The 18,876-nt window shown below is 43.4% G+C and carries 19 protein-coding genes; 7 read left to right on the forward strand and 12 right to left on the reverse strand.

The window, feature by feature from the left end; genetic code table 11:
* Positions 1-5: 5 nt before the first annotated feature.
* Positions 6-1,790: a 3-keto-disaccharide hydrolase gene (locus C4S61_RS12310; RefSeq protein WP_103925108.1), complete on the reverse strand. Its 1,785-nt coding sequence runs from the start codon at positions 1,788-1,790 to the stop codon at positions 6-8.
* Positions 1,791-2,352: 562 nt separating this feature from the next.
* Entirely contained in the window at positions 2,353-2,841 is a 489-nt protein-coding gene (locus C4S61_RS12315; protein WP_103925109.1) for a GNAT family N-acetyltransferase, read from the reverse strand.
* Positions 2,842-2,959: 118 nt separating this feature from the next.
* Here C4S61_RS12315 and C4S61_RS12320 point away from each other — a divergent pair, with 118 nt between their 5' ends.
* Positions 2,960-3,904 (forward strand): EamA family transporter, encoded by a 945-nt coding sequence (locus C4S61_RS12320; protein ID WP_200820579.1) that lies wholly within the window; start codon positions 2,960-2,962, stop codon positions 3,902-3,904.
* Positions 3,905-3,907: 3 nt separating this feature from the next.
* Here C4S61_RS12320 and C4S61_RS12325 read toward each other — a convergent pair whose 3' ends face one another.
* The 3 genes from C4S61_RS12325 to C4S61_RS12335 all read right to left on the reverse strand — a co-directional run bounded on the left by C4S61_RS12325 (position 3,908) and on the right by C4S61_RS12335 (position 6,095).
* Positions 3,908-4,876 carry a metallophosphoesterase family protein gene (locus tag C4S61_RS12325; RefSeq protein WP_103925110.1) on the reverse strand — a complete coding sequence of 323 codons (969 nt, stop codon included), beginning with the start codon at positions 4,874-4,876 and terminating at the stop codon, positions 3,908-3,910.
* Between the two features lie 11 nt (positions 4,877-4,887).
* Positions 4,888-5,304 (reverse strand): response regulator, encoded by a 417-nt coding sequence (locus C4S61_RS12330; protein WP_103925111.1) that lies wholly within the window; start codon positions 5,302-5,304, stop codon positions 4,888-4,890.
* A gap of 89 nt (positions 5,305-5,393) precedes the next feature.
* Complete coding sequence (locus C4S61_RS12335; RefSeq protein WP_103925112.1) at positions 5,394-6,095, reverse strand: LytR/AlgR family response regulator transcription factor; 702 nt, start codon at positions 6,093-6,095, stop codon at positions 5,394-5,396.
* Positions 6,096-6,323: 228 nt separating this feature from the next.
* On the opposite strand from C4S61_RS12335, the gene C4S61_RS12340 reads away from it, so the two are divergent.
* On the forward strand, positions 6,324-7,445 hold the full coding sequence (locus C4S61_RS12340; protein ID WP_103925113.1) for a sensor histidine kinase: 1,122 nt from the start codon (positions 6,324-6,326) through the stop codon (positions 7,443-7,445).
* Between the two features lie 7 nt (positions 7,446-7,452).
* Here C4S61_RS12340 and C4S61_RS12345 read toward each other — a convergent pair whose 3' ends face one another.
* The 5 genes from C4S61_RS12345 to C4S61_RS12365 all read right to left on the reverse strand — a co-directional run bounded on the left by C4S61_RS12345 (position 7,453) and on the right by C4S61_RS12365 (position 13,643).
* Positions 7,453-8,055 carry an LbetaH domain-containing protein gene (locus tag C4S61_RS12345; protein ID WP_103925114.1) on the reverse strand — a complete coding sequence of 201 codons (603 nt, stop codon included), beginning with the start codon at positions 8,053-8,055 and terminating at the stop codon, positions 7,453-7,455.
* Between the two features lie 972 nt (positions 8,056-9,027).
* Positions 9,028-10,773 (reverse strand): ABC transporter ATP-binding protein, encoded by a 1,746-nt coding sequence (locus C4S61_RS12350; protein ID WP_103925115.1) that lies wholly within the window; start codon positions 10,771-10,773, stop codon positions 9,028-9,030.
* Positions 10,774-10,826: 53 nt separating this feature from the next.
* Positions 10,827-11,573: a TerC family protein gene (locus tag C4S61_RS12355; protein WP_103925178.1), complete on the reverse strand. Its 747-nt coding sequence runs from the start codon at positions 11,571-11,573 to the stop codon at positions 10,827-10,829.
* 76 nt (positions 11,574-11,649) lie between these two features.
* Positions 11,650-12,048 (reverse strand): DUF1573 domain-containing protein, encoded by a 399-nt coding sequence (locus C4S61_RS12360; protein WP_103925116.1) that lies wholly within the window; start codon positions 12,046-12,048, stop codon positions 11,650-11,652.
* Between the two features lie 146 nt (positions 12,049-12,194).
* Entirely contained in the window at positions 12,195-13,643 is a 1,449-nt protein-coding gene (locus C4S61_RS12365) for an ATP-dependent DNA helicase (protein ID WP_103925179.1), read from the reverse strand.
* A gap of 14 nt (positions 13,644-13,657) precedes the next feature.
* Between C4S61_RS12365 and C4S61_RS12370 the strand changes: the two genes are divergently transcribed.
* From C4S61_RS12370 to coaD, 4 genes are read left to right on the forward strand one after another with little or no spacing between them, the layout of a single operon-like run.
* Positions 13,658-14,167, forward strand: a complete 510-nt coding sequence (locus C4S61_RS12370) for an NUDIX domain-containing protein (RefSeq protein WP_103925117.1) — start codon at positions 13,658-13,660, stop codon at positions 14,165-14,167.
* Positions 14,168-14,216: 49 nt separating this feature from the next.
* On the forward strand, positions 14,217-14,801 hold the full coding sequence (locus C4S61_RS12375) for a hypothetical protein (RefSeq protein WP_103925118.1): 585 nt from the start codon (positions 14,217-14,219) through the stop codon (positions 14,799-14,801).
* A 12-nt stretch (positions 14,802-14,813) separates the two neighbouring features.
* Positions 14,814-15,632 carry a DUF3822 family protein gene (locus tag C4S61_RS12380; RefSeq protein ID WP_160111239.1) on the forward strand — a complete coding sequence of 273 codons (819 nt, stop codon included), beginning with the start codon at positions 14,814-14,816 and terminating at the stop codon, positions 15,630-15,632.
* A gap of 2 nt (positions 15,633-15,634) precedes the next feature.
* On the forward strand, positions 15,635-16,090 hold the full coding sequence (gene coaD / locus C4S61_RS12385; protein WP_103925120.1) for a pantetheine-phosphate adenylyltransferase: 456 nt from the start codon (positions 15,635-15,637) through the stop codon (positions 16,088-16,090).
* 14 nt (positions 16,091-16,104) lie between these two features.
* Here the strand turns inward: coaD and C4S61_RS12390 are convergent, their stop codons facing one another.
* The gene (locus tag C4S61_RS12390; RefSeq protein ID WP_103925121.1) at positions 16,105-16,782 is read right to left on the reverse strand and encodes an NUDIX hydrolase; all 678 of its coding nucleotides are present in this window, start codon (positions 16,780-16,782) and stop codon (positions 16,105-16,107) included.
* A 95-nt stretch (positions 16,783-16,877) separates the two neighbouring features.
* Here C4S61_RS12390 and pyrE point away from each other — a divergent pair, with 95 nt between their 5' ends.
* Positions 16,878-17,522 (forward strand): orotate phosphoribosyltransferase, encoded by a 645-nt coding sequence (gene pyrE, locus C4S61_RS12395; protein ID WP_103925180.1) that lies wholly within the window; start codon positions 16,878-16,880, stop codon positions 17,520-17,522.
* Between the two features lie 159 nt (positions 17,523-17,681).
* Here pyrE and C4S61_RS12400 read toward each other — a convergent pair whose 3' ends face one another.
* On the reverse strand, positions 17,682-18,872 hold the full coding sequence (locus C4S61_RS12400; RefSeq protein ID WP_103925122.1) for a hypothetical protein: 1,191 nt from the start codon (positions 18,870-18,872) through the stop codon (positions 17,682-17,684).
* Between the last annotated feature and the right edge of the window lie 4 nt (positions 18,873-18,876).

Consider the following 18,876-nt stretch of genomic DNA (forward strand, 5'->3'; position numbering starts at 1 on the left):
CAGATTTAAAACAGCAGGTTGTAACTCAAACTCGTCGTGACAGGCAGAAAAATACCATCTTTACCCACTTCCGGCTTTTGATCCGCACGTTCCACCTTTAGGTAAAGCCCGGAATCCTCAATCCAATACAGGTCATCAGCAATGGCAGTCAGCACTTTTCCCGGAGCCACCCGAATTTTCATCGGAGTGGAATTTCCCGAAAGCTCAATCTTGCGGGCTATGCCTTTCCCATCTGCGAGGACTTGGATTTGATCAGTCAGGCTCTGTCCGTCTACAGATTGGGAAGAAAACTTCACCGCTCCATCGCCTAAAATCTGATAGCCTTTTGCCTGCCATTCTGCTGACATGGCACTTCTATCTGCATTTAAAAGCAAGGCGGTTCCTAGACTCAATTCGGTAACAGCGCCTAGGGGCCTGGAAACCCCGTTTCCGCGGTTATTCCACATCGGTGTCGCATCCAAAAACCCCCCTCTCCAAACCCGAAGCAGTTGATTGGAATTCAAATCATAGGAAAAATGCGTACCGGACTGGGACGAAACAGAAATTCCATGCGAAATTTTGGAACGGTCAGGTAACTCGATGAAGGACCGCAGTACCGGTGTTTCACGGGTATCTACCAGAATCGGATCCGTAGCCCACACTTCCATGCCGGCCGGCGAAGTATAGGTCTTTGGCCACATGGCTTCTGATTCAGCAGCCAAATAAAATCCCTGAGCCGTCCAGTCGGTGGGTTTGGAAACCCAAATCACAAATGGAACTTCGCCCGCCGGAAGGGATTTTTCAGCGACGATCATGCCCTGCCTGAGCTGAAGCGCTTCGGTGGCATTTCCAATTTGTAGGAGGCCCAACCCATTGCTCGGCACGGACATTCTGAAAGTATAGTTTCCTGCTTTTTTCACAGCGATCGTTCCTTCAAATTTGCTCAGAGAAGAGCTCGTCAATCCGGCAACAAACTCATCAAATGAGGTGATTTTACCCACAGAGGAGGCTTTCAGGTTGTTTTCAGCCGGCAATTCGGTAAACGAACCCGGAAAGACCTGATAGGAAATGTTGTTGAATTCAGGTGCGGGAGTATCAAAAGGCTTCACCTCCAGGGATCGGATCGCAATCGGCCCGTGATCTCCCTGAATCCGAATCGGGCCCTCGGCCACTTCTCCACCTGCCAATGCCCCGCGTGTAGGACCAAAAAGCTCCACATCTTCATGGATCGTCACGCCATTCAGGATTACGGATACAATCCGGGCATTTTCGATTTTTTCACCGGTAGCATTGAATCGGGGTGCCTTAAATTGGATTTTCAACGTTTGCCAAACTCCCGGAGCTTTGCTGGCATTTTGACGGGGAGCATAGCCTTGATAGCCTTTTTGTCCATCAGGCTTGCTTTCGTCCCAGCGCTCGTAGATACCACCGTTATCACCGGCTTTGACTTCAGTTTTAGCCCAGCTGTCCAGCAGTTGAATTTCATATTGTCCCTGAAGGTAAAGACCGGAATTGGATCCCGGAGCCATCATGTAGACGAGGGTGATTTCCGCGTCTCCGAACTTTTCCGTGGTAATGATATCTGTTCCGGGTTTCTTCTTGGTCGGAGCGTTGAGAATAAGGGTACCTTTTCCTTCGGAGAAAAGAACCGGGTCGGACTGCATGGGATCAGCCCAGACCTTGGCGACTTCCGACCAACTTCCGCCCGGATTTTCGAAAGCGGAAAGTTGGAGTTTGGTTTGCGCCTGGACAGAAACGGCCGAAAAGATCAAGGCCATCCCCAGCCCAATCGTTTTTTGGTTTGAGAGCATAAAATATATTTGAGGTAATTTAGGGTTGAAAATAACGCTGAAACCTTAGAGCAGCAAATCAAAGGATCAATTATCAAACTCCATGATCAATCTGATTATCCGCAATCCTGCCAGTAATTAAGAATTATGCTTTAGAAGTTGCGGCTAATCGTCCACAGACGACGGTCGACGGTCCACAGCATGTTCTAAGGAACTTCAAACGATAGTTAATAGGGTTACTGGTAAGAAAGCGGATATACATAATGATCAATTATCAAACTCAAGGATCAATGATCAAACTCAATTTTCAATATGTGTATCCGCAAAGATGCACGTTGAAAGAATTTTGGTTTAAACCGGGCGGATACACGTCCACAGACGACGGTCCACTGTCAACAGTAATGTTAAACTAGTGATCTAGCCATTCTTTATTTGGCTACGTGCAGCTATCCGAACACACATAATTTTCTATGACCAAATTCAATTTTCAATGATCAAAATGAAAGTTTTTTTTGTAATGACAACCAATTTAAACCTTGCTTATCAGCTCTTGTTTCCAATATTTAAAATCTTGCTTCTCCATTCAAAGCTTCCGATACATGACCAAAACATTGATCAGGCCCAACTCGGGATGGATAAACGCTTCCGGCACTTCGCCCACGATTTCAAATCCGAGTTTGGACCAAAGACTGATGGCTGCTGAGTTACTTTTGACCACAAAATTGAATTGCATAGCCTTAAATCCCAATCGTTTGGCTTCCTCAAAAGAATATTCCGCCATCTTCTGGCCTATTCCCTTCCCTCTTGCATTTGGAGAAACCATATAGCCTGCATTGACTACATGAGAACCCCGATCCGGTTGGTTTGCTTTCAGGAAAAAGGTGCCTACAATTTCCCCTTTCGATTCTGCCACATAAGTAGCTTTTTCCGCAGCCAACCAAAACGTCATTATTTTTTCTTTGGAAGAATCGGGTGAAAATACATAGGTCTTTCCCTCCCGGATGATCGGTTCGATGATTTCCCAAAGCGATTCCGAATCAGAATCCACTGCCTTTCTGATGTTTATTTCCATTATCCTGAAGATTGAATTCGCTTGAGCCAGTCAAGAAAAGTTGAATCCACACAAAAACCAAAATTGAAATCTGAAAATTGACAATATCTTCGCAAAACGATTGAGCCTCCAACCTTTCATGTCCATACCTACCAAATACCAAAAAGTCCCGGGCCTGATCATGGCCATTGGTTCTGCTGTTTTTTGGGGGATTTCCGGGACTTGCGCACAATATCTTTTTGAACAGAAAGGACTGGACCCCGGCTGGTTGGTATGTTGGAGAATGTTGCTTGCGGGACTGATTTTGGTGCTTTTTTCCATGAGCGAAAAAAATTCAGACACCTTCCGAATCTGGAAAAAACCCTTGGACGTAGTCAAACTCCTCCTGTTCAGTATATTGGGAATGGTGGCTGTCCAGTTTACTTATTTCTACAGCATTTCGCTCTCTAATGCCGCCACAGCCACGGTTTTGCAGTATATCGGTCCTTTGCTTGTAGTGGGATTTTATGCCATCAAGCACAGAAGATGGCCGATTCTCGCGGAATACGCATCCTTGGCCCTGGCTCTGGTGGGCACATTCCTACTCGTGACTCACGGGTCATTTGACACCTTGGTTATATCCGAAGCCGCCCTATTTTGGGGATTTTTGTCCGCGCTGGCTTTGGCATTTTACACCATTCAGCCAGTGGGACTGCTCCGAACCTATTCTCCGTCGACAATTACAGGTTGGGGAATGTTGCTGGGTGGGATTGCCTTTAGCCCATTTACAGCCCCTTGGGAGATGCAGGGGATTTGGGATCTGGAAGCAGGACTTGCTTTTGCCTACATCATTCTTTTTGGAAGTGTGTTGGCATTTTACTTTTTTCTCAAGTCTGTGACCATCATTGGCGCGACGACAGCAAGTCTGCTCTGCAGCGTCGAACCCCTGGCAGCGGCCGGCGTAGCGGTAGTTTGGCTGGGCATCTACTTTGGGCCGATGGACTGGTTGGGGACTTTTTTTATCCTGCTGACGATCGTTTTGTTGACTTTGAGCACCAAAGGAAAGGATTCCCAATCAGAACTTTCCGTAAAAGAGTCCTCCTGAAAATTAGATTTTTCGCTTGCTGATTTGCGGCTGAAGGTAAATCTTCTGCTCGCTTTCACTCAGAATAGCATATCCTAATTCAAGTGGAGAAGGTCCAATCCACTCGGTTTTTCTTCCGTGGATTGAAATTTTCCTGGATTTGGGATCCACGGTTAGCAGAGCAAAGAGCGGGTCCAAATAGGGACAAGTGAATTTTAGCGAGGGGTGATTTTCATGGATCTCGGGGGATAGACTTTCGTGTTCCAGTTTTTCTCCCACCCAATAGTAAGAGGCGGAGTTGATGTGGACATAATTCACTCCTCCCACTTCGATATGCTGATCCACGTGTGCATGTCCATTGATTGCCAGGAGTATTTTGGAAGAAAAGCGGCTTAAGATGGACTGAATCTCTTCGGAATTGACAATGGGATAAATACCGGCAATCGGCTGATGGGATACAATCAAAACCGGTTTTTCAGCCATTTCAAGCTCATTAATCAACCAGGATTGCTGCCTGGGACCGATGAACGAATCATAGATACCCTGTTTGGTGGGTCCTCCCGGATCATTCCCATCCAAAACGATTAATTTGATCGTATCGAGATCTGAAGAATAATAAAAGGCGGGCATTCCAAGTGCTTTCGCCACAGAATCTTTGGAATATCCCTCATCCATGTCGTGATTGCCCAACACATGAAAGACTCTGGGATGCGCAGCATGGAACGATTGGATGATTGCCCCATTTTCCGGCTTTGGAATTACAAAATCACCCATTTGAATCAAGGCATTGGGTTTTTCATTTTGCATGGCTTCCAAAAACACGCCAAGTCTGGCCTTGCCATCGTGAATGATGTCCAGGTGTAAGTCTGAGATCAGGCCGAGCTTCACCTGATCCTGATTCGGAAAGAGCCTAAAAACCGAATCGGGCAGGACTAAGCTAAAAATGGAAAAGGTGCTCGTACGAAGGAAATTTCTTCTTGTTGAATCAAACATTTAGTAAAAAATCAATCGGTCAGCGTACTGCAAAATCGCTCAAAAACCTGAATAAATTCAAGGTATTGATCTGATTCTGATGGCTTTACTATGTAACAACTCGCCTGCTCCTGGTAGCTGGTCAGAATGTCATCCTGAGTGGATGATGTGGTAAGCATGATCACAGGAATCTCTCTGGTGGAGGGATTAGCCTTGATTTCCTGAAGTACTTCGTGACCGGACTTAAGTGGCAGATTGATGTCCAACAAGACCAAATCAGGCCTTGTACTATTTTGAAAATTTCCCCTCTGAAACAAAAAGTCTACCCCTTCTTTGCCATTGGTTGCGACCTCTATGTCGACAACAAATTTGCTTTCTTTAAGCGCCTCTGTAGTCAACAATATATCCCCCGGATTATCCTCAATCATCAAAACTTTAAACCGCTTCATAGGAATCAATTTGGACTATTAATTAATTTAAGAAAGGACAAATCCTGATTTCGCTCATCGAATTTCGGACTTCATCTTTTCGAATGCAATCAGACATTTAGTTTTCCCATTAATTCCTTGTATAAACCTCGACGGATAGGAATGCTTGTTTCCCCCAGATTTACTTTTTTCGCATTAAATGAAGCAATGAAGCTAATATTGACCAAAAATGACTTATGAACCCGAAGAAAAATATCTGCGGGGAGTTTTTCTTCGAAACTTTTCAAAATGTCCCTTACCAAATACGATTTGGCTTTGGTGTACACCTTGGTGTACAAGCCGTCCGCTTTGAGGTAAACAATCTCTGAATAGGGAACCGGCACCAAATACCCCTTATCCATGATTTTTAGCGAACCTTTTGCTCTGTTTTCTTTTCCTGATTTCTCCTCATGACGCTTGAGACCAAAAAAGATGGCGGTTTTCAAGCTATCGAGCGAAAATGGCTTTAAGAGGTACCCTTCATGGATTTCGGAAGAAATACGCTCAAGATATTCCGTACCTGAATACGCCGTACTGAAGACCAAAGGCAAATTGTATTTTTCGCGAATTTTGTATGCCAAGTCGATCCCGTCGAGATCCCCGTGAATCAAGATGTCCATCAGGACCAGATCCACTTCGTTACTTTCCAGAAACTCAAGAGCGTTTTTGGCATTGTCTACAATGGCGGCAACTTTATAATCCAAATTGGAAAGAATCTCGCTGATGTTATTGGCAAGTTCCTCTTCGTCTTCGACTATCAGAATTTTTTTCATGCAATCAATTTAAAAAAATACCTTAACATTCAACTGACTCTTGATTTACAATTGCAATCAAGCTGCACTAAAAAGTAAATGTATGGTAATGCTTAGATTTTGATGACCACTTTTCCAGGCCTAATTTCGAATCTCAAGCTAAAAGTCACTGGATTTTCCACAGCAAATTGTACTGAATCCACTTCTTTTTAGTTATTTAGAAATGATTCATTACCATATCCACTTGCTTTGAATACCAGCTCCAAGAAGTCAGCCCAGTCACAACAGACCTCAGGCCTAACTGAGGAAGAAATACTCCAACTTTTCATTGAACATTCCGAGGACATCCTGGTCCTGACCAATTCAGAGATGATCTTGGAGTATGTTTCTCAATCGCTGGCTAGAATGCTCGATATCAGGATTGAAGATTCATTAGGAAAAAAAATCAACATCGTCCTGGAAAATTTCCCTTCACTTCCCTTGATGAAGCAGAATCAAAAAATGGTCATTCCGCTGATCAATTCGGTGAATAAGCGGAAATACCTGATTGAATTTCAATTCAAACTGGTACTCGCATCGCATGGAAATCTACAGGCAATCTTCGCCATAGGCAAGGATGTCACCGACCGGGAACTTTCTTTGAAGAAATTTAAGGACACCGCTTTCAAAGAAAAGGAGCTTAACCAGCTCAAATCACGGTTTGTATCCATGGCTTCTCATGAATTCCGGACACCTTTGTCCACCATACTTAGCAGTTCTTTTTTGATCGAAATGCTCTTACAAAAGGACTTGGGTGAAGGGACCAAAGACAAAATCCTAAACCACATCAAAAAAATTATTGCCCAAGCCAACAGGCTCACGGATATCACCAGTGATGTATTACTTCTGGAAAGGAGTGTCCAGGCAGACAGTAAGGTCCATCGTAAAAAAATATACATCCTGCATTTTGCAAAAGAGCTAGTGGAGGCAATAAATCATGAAAACTTCGAACTCCGGACGGTCAAATTCTTTGGACCGGATTCGGATAAAGCGATACATACTGATCCCAGTCTGCTCACCCATATCTTAAGAAATCTGATCCTGAATGCCTTGAAATATTCGGAAGGTGCAATCGACCCTGAAGTTCATCTGGTCTATCGTGGAGCGTATTTTGAGATCTCGGTCAAGGATTACGGGATGGGAATACCAAAAGAAGATCGGGAACACATCTTTGGCTCGTTCTACAGGGCAAAAAATGTCGGAAACATCAAAGGTACCGGACTGGGATTGAACATCGTTAAAGAACTGACTAAAAAATTAAACGGCGAGATTTGGTTTACCAGCAAACTGGGGATGGGATCAGAATTCTTCGTCTCCTTTCCGGTCAAATGATCCTGTATTATTTTTTTACCCGTGATTCCGCAGGTAAATCTTCATTGACCTGAATACCTGCACAAATCTCTGAGTCCCGTCCTATTCTTACTCCGTGGGAGACCGTAACTTCCTGTCCGATTCTGCTTTCATCCTCCAAAAAACTGTACCCGCCAAAGTTCACCGACTTCTCCAAATAACAATAATTGCTGATCACTGCCTCATGGCCGATGGAGCAGTTTTGATTGATGGAATTGAAGTTTCCGATCAGTGTACCAAAATTGATGAGGCTACCTTCCAGGATCAGATTCCCTTTTCCAAAAATACAATCTCTTGACACCCAAGCGCCACTTGAAAACAAATTGGGAAAGTCAAGGGAAGGATGATAGAGTAACCTCCTTACGACGTCAATTTTTTCACTTGGGCTTTGTATTGCCATGACTAATGCAACTTTCTGATAATGAAGCACACTATTCACAGCACCCAAAACAGGTAACCCTGCCAATTCCTTCCCCTGCAGCTTGAGGTTATCATCTACAAAACCAATTAAGGTGTGCCGAAGTCGAAACTGCGAGTAGTTAGTTGCAAGGTATTCTCCCAGCTTATTCGCTCCAGCGATGATTAAATTCATGAATGGATCAAAAGTTATTTTAAAATTTAGAGATATCGTTTTAATAAAACAAAATAAGTTTATAAAATATAAATATAAGAAACTCCGATAATAAGCTTCCCATGAGTTCCCCTCAGTTTCGATACGTCAACAAGATCTGCCGCAAACCAACAATCTGAAATGATTATCCGCAATGATACCAGCTAACTTTTTTCTTTTGGTTAAAGGGTTGGATGAACGATGACTTAAGACCAAAGTATAGCAATATCCAGCGTTTTTAAAACCCTTCTATTATCATCTTAAGTTACGAAAAAAGCGGATATACACCTACACACATCTGAATATGGATTTCTGCTTAATTGCATGTGGCAAAACAAAGTATAGCTAGAGGAACATTTTAAGCAGCAGTGGTCCGATGAGGCTGTATCAAAAGGCCTGATCGTGTCAGCCTGAGTCTTAAATATCCTGCGAACATGCAAAAAGGAAATGACAGGGTTTTGCACACCATATAAGTCAAAAATGTAAAACTACGTTTGATTTAGCCTGCGTAAACAAATCATCGATCGGAAGGACGCGGTGGGAGGATTTGCCAGCGAGCCAGCGTTCGGCCTTGTGCGGTTGGAGCTTTGGCAAATCTTGACCTTTTGGTTCTTTTGGGTTAAGCCAAAAAAAACGAAGAAAAAAAATAACCTAACCTAACCTAAACTTAGAACCAAGATCAACTAAATCATGTCAAGAAATCATATTTTATGAAATCAGAATTTAATTTTGAATAATTAATAGAAACAAAATTTAAAGTAAACTGTCATTGGTAGCGGAGTCGAAGGCCATTTGCATCGAATACAGTGACATTTCGACTTCGCTCAATGTGGCAAGCATCATTTATTAGACAGCCTCCGGACAATGGATCGTCGTCCTTGGAGTATCCAAATAATTTTCGCTTTGAAATCACCAACATACATCATAGCGGATAGCGGATGCTACTGATAAATTTTAAATCCTTGCCTGATAGGTGTACAACTGATAATACCTTCCCTGCAAAGAGATAAGATCATCGTGCCTTCCCCTTTCTACGATTTTTCCCTGCTCAATAACTAAGATCTGATCTGCCTGACGGATCGTACTCAGTCGGTGGGCAATGACAAAGGTAGTCCTGCCCTTCATCAATTCTTTCAAACTAGCCTGAATCAATGTTTCAGACTCGGTGTCCAGATTGGAAGTGGCCTCATCCAAAATCAAAATCCTGGGATCTGCCAAAATCGCCCTTGCAATGGCAATTCGCTGTCTTTGTCCTCCGGAAAGCTTCACTCCTCGCTCCCCTATCAAGGTATCGAGGCCGTGTTCAAACCTGTCCGAAAATTCCTGAACATGCGCGGCTTTTACCGCTTTTAGCAGTTCCTCCTCTGAAGCCTCCGGCCTCGGGAAAAGTATGTTTTCCCGAATTGTCCCTTCAAACAAAAAATCATCCTGAAGCACCACCCCCAACTTGGACCGGAAGGACTCCAACGTGATCGTTTGAAGATCAAGACCATCGAGAAGGATTCTCCCTGAGTCAGGATTCAGAAAAGTTGCCACCAGTCCGGCGATGGTGGTTTTCCCGGATCCGGAAGTACCCACCAAGGCAGTGACTGAACCTGCGGGCGCTTTGAAACTGATCGATTTGACCACTTCCTTTCCGGATTCATAAGCGAAAGAGACATCCTGAAACTCCACATCTCCGATAATGGAATCCAAATTGATCGTTCGCATGCGATCGTTAGCTTCCAGAGGCGTATTCATGATCTCTTCGGTTCGATCCAGTCCTGCAAAAGCTTCTGTCAGTTGGCTGCCGATATTGGACATCTGCACGATGGGAGCGATCATAAAACCCAAATACAGCGTAAATGCAAGGAAATCCCCAAACGTCATCTTCCCTTCCATGATCATGTAGCCGCCTATCCCCATGATTCCTGCTGAGGCCAGGCCCAGCAAAAGCGCTCCCGCAGAGGTCACGAAACTGGTTGCCGTCAAGCTTGCCTTGACATTTAGAAACAATTCTTCCACTCCTTTTTCAAACGTTTTGATCTCTTGCGCTTCTGCATTGAAGCCCTTGATCACCCGGATTCCTCCCAGGGTTTCGGTCAGTCTACCCGTGACTTGAGCGTTTATTTTTCCCCGCTCTCTGAAAATAGGCCTGATTTTGCCAAAGGCTTTGAGTGAAACCAAGCCAAAAACCAACACCGGTAGTAAGACATAGAGGGTCATCATCGGACTGATTCGAATCAACAGAAATAACGAAATCACCGCCGTGAGCACGCCGCCGATCATTTGGGCAAATCCTGTTCCGACCAAATTCCTGACTCCTTCTACATCTGTCATGATGCGGGACACCAGTTCTCCGGTTTTGGCATTGTCAAAAAACCGAATGGGTAATTTGATGATGTGCCGCTGTACCTGAGACCGCAGCTTGGCAATCAAGTGCTGTGCCTCGACACTCAGTATTTGGGTGAGACTATAGGAGGTAACGGACTGTACAATGATCGCCGCTACTACGGCAAGGATAAGCCACTTGAGCATATTCAGATCATTGCTCGGAATCACATCATCAATGAGGTATTTGCTGGCACCGGGCAGCACAAGACTGGCCAGTCGGCTGATGACAATAAGAAAAAGTCCTAAAAATAAATGATTTCTTCTGGGCCAGATGATGGTCTTAAATACCTGACCCATCGTGACTTTACGCATTGTTGCTTTTGCCATAGGTAGTTTAAACTGAAACGAGAAACCCCGAAATCTATTCCGGGGTTCATTTTTTACTTTTCTTCGGTCATTCTTGGTTTGAGTTTGACTGGTTTGCTGGATTTTCCTTTCATTCTCAAATTGACCATCTCTACCGCTAATGAAAAGAAAACTGCAAAGTATATGTACCCTTTAGGTACCTCGAAGTGGAATCCTTCAAGCAACAGCATAAAGCCAATAAGAATCAAAAAGGACAAAGCCAGAATCTGCAAGGTCGGATGCTTATTGATAAAGGCGCTGATTTTGCCTGCAAAAGCCATCATTACCCCCAGGGAAATAACCACAGCAATGATCATGATAATCACCTCATCCACCAATCCTACAGCGGTGAGAATGGAATCAAAGGAGAAAATAATATCAAGGAAAACGATCTGTACCAACACCGAGCGAAGGCTTTTTGCGGCACTGACCTTGATTTCCTCAGGTTCCCCCTCCATTTTATGATGAATTTCCAAAGTGGATTTAAAAAGCAGAAATAGACCTCCAACCAGCAAAATCAAATCTCTTCCACTAAAATCATGATCAAGGATAGTAAATAGCGGTTGGGTGAATTTGATGATGTAGGAGATCCCCAGCAATAACGCTACTCTGAAAAAGAGGGCTAACATCAATCCCAAATTTCTGGCTTTGGCTTGCTGAGCCACGGGAAGTTTGTTGGAGACAATCGAGATAAAGATGATGTTGTCCACCCCAAGAACAATCTCCAGGAAAGTCAAAGTAAGCAAGGCAATCCAAGTGTCGGTTTGTAGAAATATTTCCATTTGAAGTTTTGTTTGAAAGCAAATAAAAAAGCCTGTCAAAAATAAGACAGGCCTTAAGATTTTGAAACTTATCTAATCAATTTGTCTTTGGCAGAATGTTGGAAATCAACGAGACTTTCTCAATCGGCTCAGTGGCATTGGAGTAGATTCTGACCACAGAATTCTGCTTACCCATTTTTCCGGTAGAATTAAAAGAGACTTTGATCTCAGCAGATTTCCCCGGAGCCACAGGCTCTTTTGGCCAGCTTGGGACTGTACATCCGCAAGTAGCGGCTACATTTGAGATTACCAGGGGAACGGTCCCTTCGTTGGTGAGGATAAAGGTGTGTTCCACTTTGGCTCCCTGAACGATATCACCAAAATCCACAGATTTCTCTTTGAATGTGATCACTGCTCCGGAAGCTGATTCTTGTGCATTTGCCTGAAATACGAGTGCAAAAGCAAACAGCATCAATAGAAGTCCTAGTTTTTTCATGATTTTATTTGAATTTATCTGTAAAGGTTTCGATTTTTCAACACATATCAAAAGAACATGACATCATGCTATTTGATTCCAAAAGTGAAAATAACATGCCAATTTGAAAGTTCATAGCTGTTAATAATTGTGAACTTTGAAAAAAACTAATCCATCGGCTGATCCGGTACTTTCATAAAAAAACCGGGAGAAAAGTTCACCAGATAAAGTTCCTCCGTTGCACGGGTGATCGCTGTGTACAGCCATCTGACAAAATCACGGTCTACCTGTTCGTCTTTCAGATAGCCCTGATCCACGAATACTGCCTTCCATTGTCCTCCCTGAGCCTTATGGCAAGTCAACGCATAGGCAAACTTGATCTGCAAGGCATTCAAGTAGGGATCTTTCCGGATCAATTCCATCCGCTCAGTCTTGTTTGCCACATCAGCATAATCCTGAGAAACCAAGTCATATAGGCTTCGGTATTGTTCTCTCGTGAGCGATGGACTTGAGGAATAAAGGGTATCCAAAATGACCTTGGCCTCGAAAAAGGGCTCTTCGGGATAATCCAACAACCTGAGCTCCAAGGTCGCAAACCTCAAGCCGTACATTTCTTCGAAATTTCGAATCTTCATCACTTCTACCATATCGCCATTGGCCAGAAAATTGACCTTTTCCGATTCCGCCATGTAGGTATAGTTGTTTTTGACGATCATCAACAAATCCCCACTATTGATCTCTTCCTCAAAAAAATGAATGACGCTTCGGATGTACAGATTGAACTGAACAGCGGCTTTGTTGGAACGAGTGACAATGGTCGTGTTTTCCGTACCGTATTTATTATACGCGTAGCGAAGCCCATCCTCCAGTCTCTCGGAGGTCATTTTAAAAATGTCCCGAAAAGCACTCGTCTGGATTTTCACTTTCGGCTCCTGCTGCAAAAGCTGATCTCTCAGTGCCGTGGCATTGAAGAGGATTCCGGACTCCAGACGCTGACGCATTACCTCAGACAGCTCAATCTGATCAGCTTCCAATCTGTAGGTTCGCAACAAATATCCCGCATCGAGAGCTGGACTGTACTCACTTCCTACAGGAGGTAGCTGAGCCGTATCTCCAATCAGCAACAGCCGGTTATCCTTTCCCGAAAACACATACTGAACCAAGTCCCAAAGCAGGTTACCTGAGGTGCCTCCGTCATCAGCCAGCATCGAAGATTCATCCACGATGAAAACCGTGTCTTTGAAATAGTTCTTTTGAAGAATAAATCCTCCCCCCATCGTGCCGGGGTCGCCCTTTGGCTTATAGATGATTTTATGAATGGTATAGGCTCCTCTTCCTGAGTAATTACTCATCACTTTAGCTGCACGACCCGTCGGAGCCAGCAGAAGTGATCGCATGTCCACTTGGGGGAGAACCTTCACCAAGGCGGAAGTGAGGGAGGTTTTTCCTGTACCGGCATATCCTTTCAATACAAAGACAGGCTTCTCCTCAGCTTTTTTCAGTAGAAAAAAATCCATCCGCTTAAAAAATTCAGCCTGCCCAAAAGTTGGGGTAAAAGGAAAATATTTACCGAGTAGTACCGAAGGCTTAATTTCAGCCTGATTATCTTTACCCATACTCACGAATGTAAATGTCAAAAGACGAAATCAGCAAGGAAATCGAAGCAAAATTTGGAAACCAACTCCGCACCCGGGTGAATGGAATCCTGATAGAGGACAATAAACTCCTGATGGTCAAACACCAAATGGGAAATGGCAGAATCCTCTGGTCTGTACCCGGCGGAGGAATGAACTACGGCAGCACCGCCAAGGACAACCTGAAACGGGAATACCTGGAGGAAACTTCGCTGGAAATAGAAGTGGGAAAGTATTTATTTGTCCACGAATACTTAAAGCCTCCATTACACGCCATGGAGCATTTTTTTGAAGTAAAAAGGATAAACGGCAATGTAAAATTGGGAAAAGACCCCGAGCTTACAGGCACCAACCAAATCTTGCTCGAAATTGCATGGAAATCACTGGAAGAAATTAATTCCATTCCGAGTATCTCCCTTCATCAGGTCTTTTGGGGAATTAAATCTCTATCTGAGCTGGGATTGTGGAAAGGATATTTTAATTTTGAAAATATTTCCATAAAATAGCACGTTTTAAAAACCTCAACCTTAATCAGATTTCTAAATCTCAATCCAAATGAATCTTACAAAAATTCTCTCAGTTGTTTTCTTCGTTATTGCCATAGGACTTGGTTACCTACTCTGGAAAGGGGTAAATGACGTAGTGGAAGAAGAAAAAAGAATTGCTTTGCTGGAAGCTGCGACTATTGAAAAGCTGGAAATGCTTCGCGAAGCTCAACTGGCCTACCAAGCCGCAAACGGCAAATATGCAAGCTCTTGGGATTCACTGAAGATGTTTATCGAAAACGGAACCATCTGGCTCGTTCAGCGTACTGAGACTACCAAACTTTTGGATTATGGAGCTGAAGAAACTACCATTACTTATGACACGCTAGGGTCTGTTTCGGTTATGGATTCCTTATTTAACGAAAGAAAATTCCCTGACTTCAATATTGACCTATTGCCCATAGTACCAGGTACCGGTGGTAAGCAATTTGAGTTTTTCGCAGACAAAGTGGAAAAAACAGGGGGCTACATGGTCAACGTATTTGAAATCCGAGATCCTTCGCCGGTCAATCCTGAGCGCAGGGCAAATAACAATGAAAAGGCATTGAGAGTAGGTTCAAGGACTGACGCATCTACCGAAGGTAACTGGAAATAATTCCTTTGGATTTTGGAAAACAACCTAAAGGTGTACAAAAGTGATAAGTTTGATGTGGTAGACACAGCGAGCTTATCACTTTTTCTTTACCCCCAATCGTTATTTATTTTTGCCAAGGATCAAAATCTGGCAAATATCTGTGTACACTATTACTTTGATTTCACCATTGATCGGCTGGAAGGCCTCTTCAGTACGGATCAATTGTTGAGGCAAGATGTTCCCGTCAAGGTTTACTTCCATCAGACGGCGTTTAGTTTAGTTCCCGGAGTTCTTTATCAATCAGGAAAGGAAAACGAATACCTGCAATTCGCTCAGGAATTACCTGCCGAGCCGGAGTTTTTTGCTTCGCCACTGGACAGCACTAACTTACAAGTAGTCAGCTATATCCCCCACAGACTCAAAAAAAATCTGGATGCCAGATATTCGGAAGTCACACTCCATCATGGCAGTTGTTCGTTTCTGTCCTATTTATTCAAAGAGCGGTTCAATCTAATCGGGCAGGAAATCCTGGTGAATTATTTTGGTTCTCATATTTACATCGCAGCATTTACCGATCAGGAGCTCAGTCTGTTCAATATGTTTGAAATAGGCACAAAGGCGGATATTCTCAAGTATATTCTGATCGCCATGAATCAGTTGAAATTTGAACGAAATCACGTCAAGGTGAGCATCTATGGAGGTACTGAAGAAAGCGGGATCACTGTGGATTGGGGAAGTGATTATTTCCAAAACTTCAGACTGGAAACACCACATGCCAATCAAAATTACTCACATGGATTCAAGCATCTGAAGTCTGAAAATGTATTTGAAACCTTCTGGCAATACGATTAATTATGAAAAAGATTGCTGTTTTTCCGGGTTCATTTGATCCATTTACGATGGGGCACCATGACATTGTTTTGCGGAGTCTTAATCTTTTTGACGAAGTGATTATCGGCATAGGGTACAATTCCACCAAGCAAAATCGGTATTTTGAAATCGACCAGATGGTGACCAAAATCAAGGGAGTCTATCAGGGCAATGATCGTGTCAAAGTAATCGTATACAATGAGTTAACCTCCACCCTTGCAAAAAAATACGAAGCCAGGTTTTTAATCCGCGGTTTAAGAAACACAACGGATTTTGAATACGAAAACACCATCAGCCAAATGAACCGCTACCTCAATACTGAGCTGGAGACGGTCTTTTTGATCACTTCACCTCAATTTGCGGCTGTAAGTTCTACTGTAATCCGTGAAGTTCACCGATACGGTGGCGATGTGCGGGAGTTTCTCCCTTTCCCAATCTAAAAAAAGATTTTAAGCTAGATTTTAATGTGGTTTTTGAGATACTGCTTAAACAGGTATCGCATAGACGGATAGGAATTTATCAAGGCAGTCTTTGAATCAGCCTCGGACAGCCACAAAATTTCTTTTATCCCCTCCTCCTCCTGGGGTTTCATCCCGGTGTCATTGAGTGATTCCATCGCATACCAATAGGTTTTCTTCAAAATACTTTTCCTGTTTTGGGTATAGGTATGCCAGGTATTACAGATATGCGGTCCGAGTTTTACTTTGACATTCGTTTCCTCTTCGACTTCTCTTTTGGCGCATTCTGTGGGAGTTTCTCCTTTATCAAGCTTCCCTTTTGGAAAATCCCACTTTCCCAATCTGAAAATCATCAGAATCTTATTCTTTTTTGAGACAATCCCACCTGCCGCTTTTATGATCATGAAGCGACTTTTGATAAAAGCCTTCATCGCTTTTTTGTCTTTAGTCACCAGGGTGATCGAGTCAAGCTTTTTCATTTTCCGGGTCCGTAGCAAGTACAGGAGGCGAATGATGGTGTCATGGTTTGGCTCATGAAACAGAATATCCTCCTCCCAATCCATATCGGCCGGAATCTCCTCCAGATTTGAATAAATAAAATCGTAGGATTTTGCCGGATCGAGTTCCTCGTAACTGATCAGTTCAACCGGCTTGTCATTGACAAAGATTTTCATAGGTAAAAGTTGCTAAAAAAGGGATATGGTCAAAAATGCATAAAAAAATCAGGCAGTACAATTTAAAGGCAAATGATTCCATTAATTTTGACTACATGGAAATTCTAGATCAAAGCATCGCAGCCGAAGTTGCAGACAAACTCCTCGAAATTCAGGCCATTCGCCTACAACCGGATAAGCCTTTTACATGGGCATCAGGCTGGAAATCCCCGATTTATTGTGACAACAGACTCTCACTCTCTTTTCCGGAAGTGAGAAATATGATCAAAAATAAGCTCGTGGAAAGCGTTACCCATTTTTTTCAGAATGTAGAAGCCATAGCCGGCGTGGCTACTGCCGGTATTCCGCAAGGAGCACTGATCGCCAATGACCTCGGACTTCCATTCATCTATGTACGATCCAAGCCAAAAGGTCATGGCATGGAAAACATGATCGAGGGCAAAGTCACTCCCGGACAAAAAGTAGTGGTGGTCGAAGACTTAGTCTCAACGGGTGGAAGCTCGCTGAAAGCAGCAGAAGACTTAAAAAATGCAGGTTTCGAAGTCCTCGGTATGGTTGCTATATTTAGTTATGGTTTTGAGGTAGCCGCACAGAACTTTAAAAATGCGGGAATCAAATTGGTCTGCCTGAGTCACTATGATGCGCTGTTGCCAATTGCAGTCAAGCGCAACTACATCAGTTCAGAAATGCTGGATTCACTGTCAGAATGGAGAAAAGATCCAGGAAGCTGGGGGCAATAAATTTAGTCATCCTGAGTCTTAAATATCCTGCGAACATACAAAATGGAAATGACTGTGGTTTAATGTAAAAGCAGGGATATTGTCACCTTTAGCGGAGTCGAAAGGTCCTCAAACTTCCAGACTCACGTCTGTAAGGTGCTCGGACTGACATGCCATTTTTTACTTTTCAAACAGTCCAATCGTCCCCCCTACCCAATCTTTATCTTTATTGAATTTGACGCCGATCATCTCACCTCGGCTGAGTCTGACGAGATTTCCTACGATGGTGGGATTTTCATCCTTTTCGGGCCAAAGACAAAGCACCCGCACCTCGACTTTCACCTGGCCATCAGGCGATTTTACAACGGGAGCATAGTGAACTTTTTTTTGCAAAATATAGAGATCCTTCTCGGTAATGGCCTCCACATCTTCTCTTTTGACATGAAAAATCACCCCTGCACCGGAAAATGAAAAAAGGGGTTTCAACACGTAATTTTCCAGGTCTTCGGGAATCGATTCCAGTTCACTCAGCAACTTGGTCTCAATAAAATATGGGCCATGGAGGTAGGGAAGTATGAATTTTGAGATCCGCGTGTACCAATTCGGGTGACCGGCCCACTCCACATCCAACTCTTCTTCAAAGCTGAAATCAAGGTTAAGGTCCTTTCTCAAATCAAGTTCATCAAAAATCACCCGATTGTAGATCCTTCTGATTCGTTTCTTTTCTCCGGCTGAATTTGTATAAAACAACTGCTTCCCTTCCTTGATCACTTCTGTCACACAAACAATTGGAATTCCAAGATCCCTATTGGCATAGTAAAAGTCAATTTTGGTGTTTTGCTTTTCGGGTTCGATCTCCAATAAAACCACTTCCAGAGGATCGTATCTCCCCAAAATAACCTCAGTCAACATTCTCAGGTAAACCGATTCATCCACTCCATCCGGATAGGGCGAAAGTTCATTTAAAAATGGATAATAGGTTAAAATCTTGCGATAAAGATTAAACTGGAAATTGAAAATGGAGGGAAATCCCTGAACTTCGATCAGTTTGGGGACAATTTTTCCATGCTCCTGGCAAACTCCAAAATCAATGGCCAAAAACTGTGTATGTGCATCTTCATTTGGCACAGCGGTATTCAACTCAATGGATCGCCGGGTCAAGTCCTTGAAGTCAGGTCGTTTGATAAAGTCAATTACCCTTTGACTCGCTTCCAGGATTTGCTTACTAAGGTTTTTAGGAATAAAAAATGGAGTTTCTGCAATTCTGAATGTGGGTGCATACTCAAAATCCGAGGCAATATCGGCCAGAAAGGCCTGATACTTTTCAGGTGAAAATTCGGCATTAAATCGGGTTCTGAAGGATTCAATCATGAAA

Origin of the sequence: Algoriphagus boritolerans DSM 17298 = JCM 18970 (assembly GCF_900108085.1) — a bacterium.
In the GTDB taxonomy this organism is placed as follows: Bacteria; Bacteroidota; Bacteroidia; order Cytophagales; family Cyclobacteriaceae; genus Algoriphagus; species Algoriphagus boritolerans.